This is a genomic window from Candidatus Ulvibacter alkanivorans, from assembly GCF_003333325.1.
GTDB lineage: Bacteria > Bacteroidota > Bacteroidia > Flavobacteriales > Flavobacteriaceae > Ulvibacter_A > Ulvibacter_A alkanivorans.
In genome coordinates this window covers 38,494-51,330 of the sequence record NZ_QOLC01000069.1, presented here as the reverse complement: position 1 = coordinate 51,330, position 12,837 = coordinate 38,494, and the positions used below count along the sequence as shown (strand labels likewise).

Below are 12,837 nucleotides of genomic sequence, written 5' to 3'. Positions count from 1 at the left end.
TTTAAACCCGACAAACCATCAACAATCAATTACAAGATGAAACGAATTATAGTCGATTTTAAGAAGCTTACTCCCGAAATACTGTCGCTTTTGGTAGAGAAATATCCCGACGGATATGACGATGACCATGTGATCGTATTTAAAAATGCAAAGAATGAGACCGTCGAAGCGGTAGAAGTTCGTACCGATGATACCATCTACCTCGTGAAGGTAAGTTCTAAACTCGAAAACTCGATGGCAAATTTTGATGAAGAGGATTATGACGATAATGACTTCAACGAGCCAATTTCAGAATTACCGGATAAAAAATTAGACGAAGAGGAATAAAAAAAAGAGGCGATTTATCGCCTCTTTTTTGTTAATAGTTACTAGTTATTAGGCATGTTGTAATTCATGCTTACCTTCTTTGATCTCTTCGACCAATTTAGAATTAAATGCTGGAAGATCGTCCGGATTTCTACTAGTTACAAATCCTTCATCGACTACAACCTCTTCATCCACCCAATTAGCTCCGGCATTTACCAGATCGTCTTTAATAGAGTTGAATGAGGTCATTTTTCTTCCTTTTACTACATCGGCAGAGATCAAGGTCCATGGTGCGTGACAGATAGCTGCTACTGGCTTTTTCTCTTTAAAGAAATCGCGTACAAAGACTAATGCGTCTTCATTTCTACGCAACTTATCCGGGTTAATTACACCACCGGGTAATACTAATGCATTGTACTGCTTAGAATTTACTTGATCTAAGGTTTTATCTACGGTATATTCATTGCTCCAGTTTCCATCGGCCCAAGCTTTGATCGTTCCGCTTTCTTCGCTCACGATATCTACTTTAAATCCTTCGGCCTCCATGGCTTCTTTTGGAGATTTTAATTCAGATTCTTCAAATCCGTTTGTTGCTAATATTGCTATTCTCTTATCCATAATTCGTTCTTTCTTTATAGTTATTATTAATTTTTACTATTACTAATATACCAGTAAAGACAGGCCATACCAAAGTTTCGGTATTAATGTTTTATTAAACTATGTTAAGGTTATGGAAAGCTAATTTTACGTTTGCGTATAAAAAAAACCCGCTGTTACAAAACATCGGGTTTTATTAATTTTAAAAGGATAAATAACCCTTAATCAATGTCTTTAAAGATCGAATGCATTAACCGTTTCTTATCATTTATACTTTCTTCAAGTGAGATCATGGTTTCAGTACGGGTTACACCTTCTATATCATCAATCAAATATATGATCTCTTTCGCATGACTGGTATTTCTAGCCCGTATCTTACAAAAGATATTGAACTTGCCGGTCGTTACATGTGCTACCGTAATATAGGGTATTTCATTTATACGTTCTAAAACAAATTGCGTTTGTGAAGTTTTATGTAAAAAAATACCAACATATGCAATAAAGGAGTACCCAAGTTTTTGGTAGTCTAATCGCAAGGAAGAGCCTGTAATAATTCCTGCTTCCTCCATCTTTTTTACACGTACGTGCACGGTTCCAGCAGATATTTGAAGTTTCTTAGCTATATCGGTAAAAGGCGTTCTCGTGTTCTCGATCAACATGTCTAGAATATTATGATCGGTATCGTCTAACTTAAATTTTGCCATTAAGGAGTTTTTCAGCAAAAATAATGTGTTTTATTGGTATAGGAAACTATTATGCTGAAAAAAAAGTAATAGATGGGTTGTTTTTATCACTAATCGATAACACTTCTGTACCAACAGCGATATTTTCTTGAGAATTTAATAAAATAGTAGCCCCATGTCCCTGAATTTCAACATGTCCCTTAAATGCATCCAGATTACCAATTAAATCGATACGAGGTACGAAGTTAATAGCGTCGTCTTGAAGCTCTTCGGCATACTGAATCGCTATAGACATCACGGCTTGATGGCCCGGCGGACGTACCTCTCTAATAATAATGTCTTTCCAGTTCGCCTGATTCTCAGGGATGTTAAAATACTCCATATGTGCACCCGATGTACCTATGAGGTTGTCCATTTTAAAAAGTGCTAGAAACGCATAGAATATGAATTCTCTTGTCTTTTCACGATCATAATCGTTTGGATAATGCCCTGCTTCAAATAAAATAGTTGGTACGCCGGCTTGCTGAAAATGATCACCCACACAGTTTTCATTAAAAGAGTCATCATATCGACCTACTTGACCAGGAATAATTTGTTGCAGCGCCGCATTCATCCGCTCTATATGCCTCATCGCCTTTTTACGAGCAGCGGTTAAACTACGTGACGGGTCGGCCGATGGTGCTAAGAATGAAACCGTCGCGGGCAATCCGGTAGGCAATCCATAAATAGTACGTTGATCGTGTAAATTAAGGCAAAGATCGGGCTCTACGTTGTTGAATACGTCGTAAAGCACCTTGCTTTCTTGTTGATTACGTGATTTGGCATCCCTGTTTAGATCTACGTCGTTCGCATTTAGCCGTGTATAGCGAATAGCGCCATCGGGATTAAGAATTGGAAGTACATAAAAGGTATAGCTCTTTAAAAAGTGCTTTACTTCGGAAGTAAAATATTCGTCCTGATCTAAAAATAGCAAAAGATCGAGCACTGCTTTTGTGGTAGTCGATTCGTTTCCGTGCATTTGGGACCACGCTAAAACAACCTTTTTTCCCTTACCAATTTTTAACATCGGTATTGATATCCCTTTTTCTGAAGTTCCTACGGTCGAAATTTCTACGTTAGAGGAGTAGGATTCGAAAATAGGTTGCAGCTGTTCTAGTGTTACATATCGCCCTTTGATCCTGGACTCATAATGTTGTTTATACCACGTACTAATATTCATATTTTAATTGTGTGTTGACAAAGGTAAACATCTACTTGTTTACAATTGTAAACAATAAAATAAGGTCTATTGTATACACTTGTAAACACAAACTGACAATTTATGTCTATCGTTGGCAACAAAAATTAACAAGAACTCATATTAAATACATTGATAGCTTATTTTCAGTCTTTTATAATATTTTACTTAATGTTTTAATTTAATTTAAAATAGGTGATATGTTATAATTAATTGCTTCGGAAGCTATAATAATTTACATTTGTAATCGTTTTTAAAGAAAGACCACTACTACAATGGTAAACAGCGCTGATTTTGCAAAAAGGCTTGAAAAAATACTCGAATATTACAGTATTTCGGCCACTGCATTTTCAGAGCAAATCGATTTTAACAGGTCCACTATTTCACACATCTTGTCGGGTAGAAATAAACCGAGTTTAGAATTTGTGATGAAAGTTGTTCAGGAATTTCCGGAAGTAGAATTGTATTGGTTGCTAAATGGAAAAGGGACCTTCCCTGCTCAGCAAGAAACCTCTTTAGAAATTTCACGCTCGGAAACAACGGTGCCGGCTCCCAAAAAAAACACTACGATCGCTTCAGAAATACCACAATCACTTCCGAAGTCCCCTTCCGAAGAAAAAAAAGATATTTCGGCTGCAACAAATAAAATAGAGCGTATTGTAATTTTTTATACCGATGGTAGCTTTAAAGCCTACGAAAAGTAAGTGGATTTGCTAAAATTTTCAGAAATTCGCGTAAAACTCTACAATGCGATTTCTTTTCCTATTCCTACTATGTCTGTTCTGTACAAGCTGCTATAACGTTGAGCGTAATTGCGAAGCATTTAAAACGGGTACTTTTGAATTCGAGACACTTGTTGGAACCGAGCTATTGAAAACCACATTTGTTCGAAACGATTCTATAGAAATTGATTATTTTCGAGGAAAGGCCGACACATCATCGGTTCGATGGATCAACGATTGCGAATACATCGTAAAACAACTGAATCCGAAGAATAAAGAAGAAGAGAAGGCCATCCATATGAAGATTCTTAAGACTGAAGGTGACACCTATACGTTCGAATATAAGGTGGTAGGAGCTTCGCAAAAACAAAAAGGAACCGCCAAAAAAATTAACTAATGTTCGATATCTTAACTTCGCCCGATGCACTGGTAGCACTGCTTACCTTAACCTTTCTCGAGATCGTTCTCGGGATCGACAACATTATATTCATTTCGCTGGCTGCCGGGAAACTAAAAAAAGAACATCAAAAAAGAGCTACGAACATCGGCCTTGTTATGGCAATGGGTATTCGTATTATCTTGCTCTTCGGAATTTCCTGGTTGGTGGCCATGGAAGCGCCGTTTTGGCATATTAATCTGCCGTGGCTTAAAGCGGGAATTAGCGGCCAAGGCCTAATCTTATTGCTTGGTGGCCTGTTCTTATTGTACAAAAGCACCAGTGAAATTCATGAAAAAGTGGAGGACAAAGGGCATGATGAGCGCGAAGTTAAAAAAGGACGTGCTACGACCCTTACGAAGGCGATCATTCAGATATGTTTGATCAATATCGTTTTTTCATTCGATTCCATTCTTACGGCAGTGGGGATGACCAACGGTATTAGCGAAAACCCCAACGATGCCTTGATCATTATGATCATTGCTGTGGTGGTTTCTGTAATTATCATGATGGTATTCGCAAATCCGGTAGGTCGATTCGTAAATGAACATCCTACGGTGCAACTGCTCGGACTCGCATTCTTGATCTTAATTGGGTTTATGCTTATTGCCGAAGGCGCGCATTTATCGCACTTATCGGTATTTGGAAGCGAAGTGGGTGTTATTCCGAAGGGATACCTCTACTTTACCATAGCTTTCTCGTTGTTTATCGAATTCATTAATATGAAATACCGTCAGAAGACCAGCGATATCGTGTCACAGCTGCCGGATGAAGATGAGGAAGAAGAGGTGTTGGGCAAACCAAGCAGTTCGTAATAGCTACCTTTGGAAGTGATATTATTGCTTCGGAAACTGTGCTTACATCAATTACAGAGAATTGACTATCTTTATTATAGATCAAATCGTAGCTACCATGAAGAAGTTTTTGTTTTTGTGCCTTGTTATAGGTACCATATTCCGATCAGTGGCCCAAGATCCGGAAATTGTAGGAACCTGGTATTTACGTGCGTTTACTGCCGATCTCGTACCGGCAGTACCGATCACCAATGAAGACGCACCTCAAAATCCCACAATTACAATCAATGATGATTTTACCTTTGAAGGGATTGCGGCTTGCAATACGTTTACCGGAACATTTGTGTACGATGAAACCATGGAGTATTATGTTCACGAAGTCTTTACACCTACTACGAACGACTGTAATAATGAAGATTATACTAATTTTGAAACCTCTTACTTTAACCATTTCAATGACCACTATGAAGAATTCTTATATATCTTCTATTTTGGAGATTTTCTGTTAATGGAATTTGGCCCCGGTTTCGGAATGGAGTTTCAAAAAACGCCTTTTTTAGGGGTTAATGACACTGCCGAAACGGTCTTTACGGTATTTCCTAATCCGACCAGCGAAGTATTGCAAATAAATGCACTAGGCACTCCTATTTCTTCGGTAACTGTCTATACTATGTTAGGAAGTCGTTTATTTTCTTCGGAAGGGAATGTCGATCATATCGATGTTTCCGATTTTCCTACTGGCTTGTATTTTATCGAAATCCGTTCCGAAGGAAAAAGGCAGATAAAGCAATTCAGTAAAAGATAAGTGAATCAAAAAACTGAAGCAACATCCTTTAATTCGTAAAGAGGTTCAACGACAATTTGTAATTGGTCCTTATTCCTGTCTAGCCTCTGCTTCTGCTTCTTGAAGCACCGATTTTTCCAATGTGAGTCGTTGTAATGCAGCAAAAAGTTCGGTCTTATTTATAGGCTTGGTTAAATAATCTACCATTCCGCTCAATTTGCCTCGACGAACCGCCTCTACCGTAACATCTGCAGAGAGTCCAATAATGGCCACATCCTCTTGTAATTGCAAGATATGAGTCGCAGTTTCAAAGCCGTCCATCTCCGGCATGTGGATGTCCATAAACACAACGTCATACGATCGCTGCTTGACTTTTTCCAGCGCCTCTACTCCACTCGAAACACTTTCGCTTTTTATACCGGTTTGCAATAGAATATTGTATAAAATCATTCTATTGATACGGTTATCGTCTACGATAAGACAACTGATATGCGACAGATTTTTTTGGATCTTTTTGGGTATGGGTTCTGCTGCTGCCTCCGATACTTCAAAAGGAAGCGAAACTGTAAAGGATGTTCCTAGGTGTAACTCACTTTCAACATCTATAGTTCCATTTAACAATCCGACCAGCTCACGAGTGATCGATAATCCCAATCCTCCTCCTTCGTGCTTTTTACGTGTACCGTTCTCTAGTTGGATAAAGCGTTCAAAAATATTGTCTAATTTTTGCTTCGGAATCCCCACGCCGGTATCCTTTACCGTATAGGTAATATGAACCTTTTTATCTATAACAGTCTCGTTGTAATCGATCGTAATAGAACCACTAGGTGTGAATTTTATAGCGTTGGTAATTAGGTTGGTTGCGATCTGATCGAACTTGGAAGCATCCCCTTTGACCGATATTTTGGAAGAGACCGAAATATTAGAATGCAGCTCCAGACCTTGCTCCTTGAGTTGTGGATAATAGGTAGTGAGGACTTTTTGAAGGCGGTCGGAAGGTTTAAAGGTTTCGCTTCTAATTTCCATCTTACCCGATTCGATCTTATCAATATCGAGGATATCATTTACGAGCCCTAATAAGGTTTGTGCCGAGTTTCGCATCAAGTTCAAGTACAATCGTTCCTTCTTAAGTAAGTTCTTAGTTTGTAAGATGTCGGTAAAACCAAGAATTGCGTTTAGCGGTGTTCTAATCTCATGGCTCATGTTCGATAAGAAATCTGATTTAGCCGAAGACGCCAATTGCGCTGCTTTTTTTTGTTGAATGAGCTCTTGGTTCAATTTGCTTAACCTAGTATTGTTGGTTTCCTGCACTAGGGCGTCATGTCTTGATTTTAGGAAAAAGAACACAAGTAAACTCGTGATAACCGATAACACCAAACCAAAGATCAAGGCTGCTTTTTGAATAAAGTTTCGCTCCTTATACAGCGCGTTATCACTATATAACAACTGAAAATCCCAGGACTCGCCTAAATTAGAGATGGGTCTAAGCTGACTACTAAAGATGCGATCATCAGGAAACTCAGATGGTTTCGGATTATTAAATCCGTAAAACGGAGCGCCGGTCTCGTCGCGAATTAAGATTGCATGATCCTGTAGCGACTCACTAATGGCGTTAAATTGTTTCTTAAAGTCCATACCGGCGGTAACCGTGCCGTAGAACTCACCTTCCACAAATATGGGAATATCGATTAAAAAAGCCTCCCCTTTTTGAGTAAGTGCCACCCAAGGTGTAATATTGGTCTTGTCATTTAAACTATTCGTGATCCATTCGTCATATCGGTAGCCAATTTTTTTAATATCTAGAAAAAGCGCCTCTGTATTGCCTTCTAAAGGTGTAATACGTTGAATAATACCGTCCTTATCGATCCATTCTATAAATTTTAAGGCAGAATGTTTTGCTATGATCCGATTGGCATCCGACTCAAAATAGTTCATGAACGCACCATCACTCTCTTCGATACGATCGCGTAAATGTTCTAAGGATTTTATGTTATTTCGAACGGTTCGTTCAAATTCGGTAAGTGCTAACGAGCCCACGGTATGCACCTGGTCTTCGTATTCTTCGGCTAATTTTTGGTTGGCTTTGTAGTATAAGACAATACTTATAACCAATACAAATAGAAGTACGGCAGAGGAGATCCAATAGTTCTTTTTGGGGACTGCGTGTAGCATGTAATAATTGCGGTAATAAACCGCTTAGGTTAAGAGTTTAGGGCTTACAAATATATACGATAATTCCTACAAATCAAGTGAATATCATTTTTTTCCAAGCCTTTTGCCAAGAAGACTGTTCTGTTCTGCCATTAATCGTTCAATATTTGAAAGCAGTTCTATGTTCTTTGGAGTTTCGACCTCCTTGTTTTTAGGGTCTTCTGCCTTCTTCTTAAATCGATTCATAAATTTTATAACAACAAATATGGTAAAGGCAATAACCGTAAAATCGATCAACACCTCTAAGAGTTCGCCATAACCAATTGCAATTTCTTCGGAAGTATCTGTAGCCTTGCGCAATATGTGCTTTTTATTGGCAAGATTTACACCATTGGTAAGCAATGAAAGGGGCGGCATCACAATTTTCTTTACCAACGTATTTACCACGTTGTTGAAAGCGGTCCCGATTATAATACCCACCGCCATATCGATCATATTCCCTTTGATCGCAAAATTTTTGAACTCTTGTAAAAATCCGGCCATAACTAATGTTTCTTAAAAGAGCATGGTTTGTTCACCATCACCTTTCGACGACTCATTATTTGTTGTATTATCTTCGGAAGCACCCTCTTCCGAAGCAACATCCTCCTCATCTACAACATCCATATCTTCGGCAGATACTTGTTCCGGAGCCTCATAAGGTAAAGCTGAAAGCTCATTGATCTCCAATACTTTATCTTTGGTAAGCTGATTTCCCATGGCTGTAATTCCTTTTACCGCGATAAAATCTTCCAAGCTAATTTCTTCATTGTCCTTACGCTCCTTACCGCGTTCCTTTACAAATACTACTTCGGCCACAGGCCTGTGATCGGTAAATATTCGTTCTAAATACGATTTTGGATGCTCGGTAATAATTAGTTCTTCCTTATCGGGATTTTCAATAAGAAAACGTTTTACATAATATAATTCTTTTTCTCCTTCCCAATAGATCGCTGACAATGGTTTCTTGGGCTCCCATTTTTCTAATACGATCATATCATCATCGAACCGCAAGGTGAGCTCTGGTATCACTGTTTTTACCATCGCTCGCTGATTAACGATTAAGATGCGGTCTTCGCTAGTAAACTCGCCCAATAACTCTCCTCGAGCATCAACATTGAGTCGCTGTACGGTTTCATCAAACCATATTTTACGAGGCTTGAGAGTGGAGAGTCCTTTTTCCTTAAGTTCAATTCGTTTTACTGAATATTTGGTTACTATATTTCCCTTAGAGCCTCTCCCCTTCACCAACTGATCTGCAAAATCAAGATCAAACTTTAATTTCTTAATACTACCTGTTTGTCGCAATAAAACAGTTACGACCTCAGCCTCACCGTTGGGGTTGGCTGTAAAATATAGTACTTTACTGCCTTTCGTGCCTTGTGTGAGGTCATATTCTTTATCACGAGTAACCGAAGTCACTGCAAACCGCTTCACATAAGTAGCCCCTTTTGTACCATCTCGATAGATCATATTATAAATGGTACGCTTATCCTTCTTCTTAAAAACAGCCACATGAATAATTCCTTTCCCAACAAAGGTCTTGGAATCCACTTTCGATACCATCATTTTACCTTCGTTGGTAAAGACGATTATGTTGTCGATATCGCTGCAATCTGTTACGTATTCATCTTTGCGCAAGCTCGTTCCCACAAAGCCTTCTTCCCTATTTACATATAGCTTGGTATTGCGAATAACGACCTTGGTAGCTTCAATATCATCGAAAACACGAATCTCAGACTTACGCTCCTTTCCTTCTCCGTAGTCTTTCTTTAGCCTTTTAAAATAGGCAATCGCATAGTCGATCAAGTTTTCAAGGTTGTGCTTTACCTTGGCAATCTCGTCTTCTAAGGAAGCAATTTTCTGCTGGGCTTTGTCAATGTCAAATTTAGAGATACGTTTTATTCGTATTTCGGTAAGCCGAACGATGTCCTCTTCGGTCACTGCTCTTTTTAAGTGCTTGGTATGGGGTTTTAATCCTTTATCGATGGCCGCAATCACTCCATCCCAAGTCTCCTCCTCTTCTATATCACGGTAAATACGGTTTTCAATAAAAATACGTTCTAAGGAAGAAAAGTGCCATTGTGCTTCCAACTCTTCCAATTGGATCTCAAGTTCACTTTTTAATAATTCTACGGTACGATCGGTAGATCGTTTTAGCATTTCCGTAACTCCAATAAAGAGTGGCTTATTATCCTCGATCACACAACCTAGAGGAGAAATGGAAGTTTCGCAAGCCGTAAATGCATATAAGGCATCTATAGTTTTATCAGGCGAAATACCACTGGGAATATGCACCAAGATTTCTACCTCGGCAGCAGTATTATCCTCGATCTTTTTGATCTTGATCTTTCCTTTGTCGTTCGCCTTCAGTATAGAATCGATCAACGAACTGGTCGTTGTTCCAAATGGAATTTCGTTAATCACCAGCGTATTTTTATCATGCTGATTGATACGTGCCCTACTACGAATTTTTCCGCCGCGTAGACCATCATTATAATTGCTAATATCAATAATGCCTCCGGTTGGAAAATCGGGATATAAGGTAAAGCGCTTACCTTGTAAATGTTTAATGGAAGAATCGATCAGTTCCAAAAAATTATGCGGAAGTATCTTTGTAGAAAGACCTACAGCAATACCCTCTGCCCCTTGCGCCAATAATAAGGGGAACATTACCGGAAGATTGATCGGCTCCTTCTTTCTACCATCATAGGAGGCTTGCCATCCGGTTATTTTTGGATTATAGACTACGTCTAAGGCAAATTTTGAAAGTCGGGCTTCGATATATCGAGAAGCCGCCGCTCTATCGCCTGTAAGTATATTACCCCAGTTTCCTTGCGTATCGATTAACAGATCTTTTTGACCAATCTGAACCATTGCGTCGGCGATACTCGCGTCCCCATGGGGATGATACTGCATGGTATGTCCAACGATGTTCGCGACTTTATTATACCGCCCATCGTCCAGGTCTTTCATACTATGCATGATGCGCCGCTGTACAGGTTTAAAACCATCTTCGATAGCAGGTACAGCCCGTTCCAGTATCACATAACTGGCATAATCTAAGAACCAATCACGGTACATACCCGTGACCTTGGTTATGGTGTCTCCAGAGGTATCTTCGTCTTCGCCAAGATAATCCGGTCCCTTTTGTTGCTCTTCTTCGTTCGGATTAAGGTCTTCGCTCATGCGTCTTCTACTTTGTCCAATTCAACTTTTAGGTTTTCAATGATAAATTCTTGTCTGTCGGGTGTATTTTTCCCCATGTAGAATTTTAATAATTCATCAATACTCATAGCTTTATCCAACATCACAGGGTCTAAGCGAATATCTTCGCCTATAAAGTGTACAAATTCATCCGGAGATATTTCACCCAACCCCTTAAATCGAGTAATTTCTGGTTTTGGTTTTAGTTTTTCAATAGCAGCGACTCGCTCTTCTTCGGAATAGCAATAAATCGTTTCCTTCTTATTTCGAACTCTAAACAACGGTGTTTGTAGAATGTATAGATGGCCTTCCTTTATAAGTTCCGGGAAGAACTGAAGAAAAAAAGTGATCAATAACAATCGAATGTGCATCCCATCTACATCGGCATCGGTAGCGATCACAATATTATTATATCGTAAATCCTCCATAGAGTCTTCGATATTTAACGCCGCCTGCAACAAATTGAATTCTTCATTCTCGTACACGATCTTCTTCGAAAGCCCGTAGCTGTTCAAAGGCTTTCCTTTTAAGCTAAAGACCGCTTGTGTATTCACATCGCGACTTTTAGTGATACTTCCACTCGCCGAGTCCCCCTCAGTAATGAACAAGGTTGAATCTAGATTCCCTTCCTTCTTGGTATCGCCTAAATGCACCCGGCAATCGCGTAGTTTTTTATTATGCAGACTCGCTTTCTTGGCTCGATCACGCGCTAATTTGCGAATGCCGCTTAGTTCCTTTCGTTCACGCTCGGCTTGAACGATCTTCTTCTGAATTTTTTCAGCAGTTTCCGGGTTCTTATGTAAGTAGTTGTCTAATTGTCTTTTAACAAAATCGTTTATAAAGGTCCGTACAGTAGGAAGATCACCGCCCATATCGGTAGAACCGAGTTTTGTTTTTGTCTGACTTTCAAAAACAGGTTCCATCACTTTAATGCTTATAGCAGCGACGATCGATTTACGCACATCGCTCGCATCGTAATTCTTTCCGTAGAACTCCCGCACCGTTTTTACGAGTGCTTCACGAAAAGCAGCTAAATGAGTTCCACCTTGGGTAGTGTTTTGTCCATTCACAAAGCTGTGATACTCTTCGCTGTACTGGGTACGACTATGGGTAATGGCAACCTCAATATCATCTCCTCTCAAATGTATGATGGGATAAAGCATATCTTCTTCGGAAATATTTTCTTGTAAAAGATCCTTTAATCCATTTTCAGAATAGAACTTGGTCCCATTAAAATCGATCGTCAATCCCGGATTCAAATAGACGTAATTCTTAAGCATTCGCTCTACGTACTCCGTTCTAAACTTAAAATTCTTAAAGATAGACTCATCGGGTATAAAGCTAACCTTAGTCCCTTTGCGTTTACTGGTTGATTCGGTGTCGGCATCATTTTTCAACTCCCCCAATTCGAATTCGGCAGTCTTTATTTGATTGTCACGAACCGATTCTACTTTAAAATAAGCCGAGAGCGCATTTACTGCCTTGGTACCAACCCCATTCAAGCCAACCGACTTTTTGAAGGCACGCGAATCGTACTTACCGCCGGTATTCATTTTAGAGACTACATCAACCACTTTCCCTAATGGAATCCCACGACCATAATCGCGCACTCTAACCTCTTTTTCTTTAATTCGAACTTCGATGGTCTTACCGGAGCCCATTACAAATTCGTCGATACAGTTATCGATCACCTCTTTGAGAAGGATATAGATCCCATCATCTGGCGATGAGCCATCTCCTAATTTCCCGATATACATCCCGGGACGCATACGAATGTGTTCTTTCCAATCGAGAGAACGTATGTTTTCTTCGGTATATTTCGTTTCTGACATAGCTGTAGGTGTGACTACGCAATATAAAATTTCGGTATAAAAATCAAAA

The 12,837-nt window shown here is 39.4% G+C and carries 12 protein-coding genes; 5 read left to right on the top strand and 7 right to left on the bottom strand.

What is annotated here, in order from left to right; translation table 11 throughout:
- Positions 1 to 36: 36 nt before the first annotated feature.
- Positions 37 to 327 carry a hypothetical protein gene (locus DWA30_RS06000; protein WP_114491637.1) on the top strand — a complete coding sequence of 97 codons (291 nt, stop codon included), beginning with the start codon at positions 37 to 39 and terminating at the stop codon, positions 325 to 327.
- A 48-nt stretch (positions 328 to 375) separates the two neighbouring features.
- Here the strand turns inward: DWA30_RS06000 and DWA30_RS05995 are convergent, their stop codons facing one another.
- The 3 genes from DWA30_RS05995 to DWA30_RS05985 form a co-directional block, all read right to left on the bottom strand.
- The gene (locus tag DWA30_RS05995; RefSeq protein ID WP_114491636.1) at positions 376 to 924 is read right to left on the bottom strand and encodes a type 1 glutamine amidotransferase domain-containing protein; all 549 of its coding nucleotides are present in this window, start codon (positions 922 to 924) and stop codon (positions 376 to 378) included.
- A gap of 200 nt (positions 925 to 1,124) precedes the next feature.
- The gene (locus DWA30_RS05990; protein ID WP_114491635.1) at positions 1,125 to 1,607 is read right to left on the bottom strand and encodes an Lrp/AsnC family transcriptional regulator; all 483 of its coding nucleotides are present in this window, start codon (positions 1,605 to 1,607) and stop codon (positions 1,125 to 1,127) included.
- 49 nt (positions 1,608 to 1,656) lie between these two features.
- The gene (locus DWA30_RS05985; protein WP_114491634.1) at positions 1,657 to 2,805 is read right to left on the bottom strand and encodes a M14 family zinc carboxypeptidase; all 1,149 of its coding nucleotides are present in this window, start codon (positions 2,803 to 2,805) and stop codon (positions 1,657 to 1,659) included.
- Between the two features lie 293 nt (positions 2,806 to 3,098).
- Between DWA30_RS05985 and DWA30_RS05980 the strand changes: the two genes are divergently transcribed.
- The 4 genes from DWA30_RS05980 (at position 3,099) to DWA30_RS05965 (ending at position 5,580) form a co-directional block, all read left to right on the top strand.
- A complete protein-coding gene (locus tag DWA30_RS05980; protein ID WP_114491633.1) occupies positions 3,099 to 3,527 on the top strand; it encodes a helix-turn-helix domain-containing protein in 429 nt (142 codons plus the stop codon).
- A 43-nt stretch (positions 3,528 to 3,570) separates the two neighbouring features.
- Positions 3,571 to 3,942 (top strand): DNA topoisomerase IV, encoded by a 372-nt coding sequence (locus DWA30_RS05975; protein ID WP_114491632.1) that lies wholly within the window; start codon positions 3,571 to 3,573, stop codon positions 3,940 to 3,942.
- Complete coding sequence (locus DWA30_RS05970) at positions 3,942 to 4,796, top strand: TerC family protein (RefSeq protein WP_114491631.1); 855 nt, start codon at positions 3,942 to 3,944, stop codon at positions 4,794 to 4,796. Before DWA30_RS05975 ends, DWA30_RS05970 begins: the two co-directional genes overlap by 1 nt.
- A 97-nt stretch (positions 4,797 to 4,893) precedes the next feature.
- Positions 4,894 to 5,580, top strand: a complete 687-nt coding sequence (locus DWA30_RS05965) for a T9SS type A sorting domain-containing protein (protein WP_114491630.1) — start codon at positions 4,894 to 4,896, stop codon at positions 5,578 to 5,580.
- Between the two features lie 69 nt (positions 5,581 to 5,649).
- Here DWA30_RS05965 and DWA30_RS05960 read toward each other — a convergent pair whose 3' ends face one another.
- The 4 genes from DWA30_RS05960 to DWA30_RS05945 form a co-directional block, all read right to left on the bottom strand.
- The gene (locus DWA30_RS05960) at positions 5,650 to 7,731 is read right to left on the bottom strand and encodes a response regulator (RefSeq protein ID WP_114491629.1); all 2,082 of its coding nucleotides are present in this window, start codon (positions 7,729 to 7,731) and stop codon (positions 5,650 to 5,652) included.
- A gap of 84 nt (positions 7,732 to 7,815) precedes the next feature.
- Positions 7,816 to 8,253 (bottom strand): large-conductance mechanosensitive channel protein MscL, encoded by a 438-nt coding sequence (mscL, locus tag DWA30_RS05955; RefSeq protein ID WP_114491628.1) that lies wholly within the window; start codon positions 8,251 to 8,253, stop codon positions 7,816 to 7,818.
- 12 nt (positions 8,254 to 8,265) lie between these two features.
- Positions 8,266 to 10,938: a DNA gyrase/topoisomerase IV subunit A gene (locus DWA30_RS05950; RefSeq protein WP_114491627.1), complete on the bottom strand. Its 2,673-nt coding sequence runs from the start codon at positions 10,936 to 10,938 to the stop codon at positions 8,266 to 8,268.
- A complete protein-coding gene (locus DWA30_RS05945; RefSeq protein WP_114491626.1) occupies positions 10,935 to 12,788 on the bottom strand; it encodes a DNA topoisomerase IV subunit B in 1,854 nt (617 codons plus the stop codon). The genes DWA30_RS05950 and DWA30_RS05945 overlap by 4 nt, the downstream gene beginning before the upstream one ends.
- Positions 12,789 to 12,837: the final 49 nt, after the last annotated feature.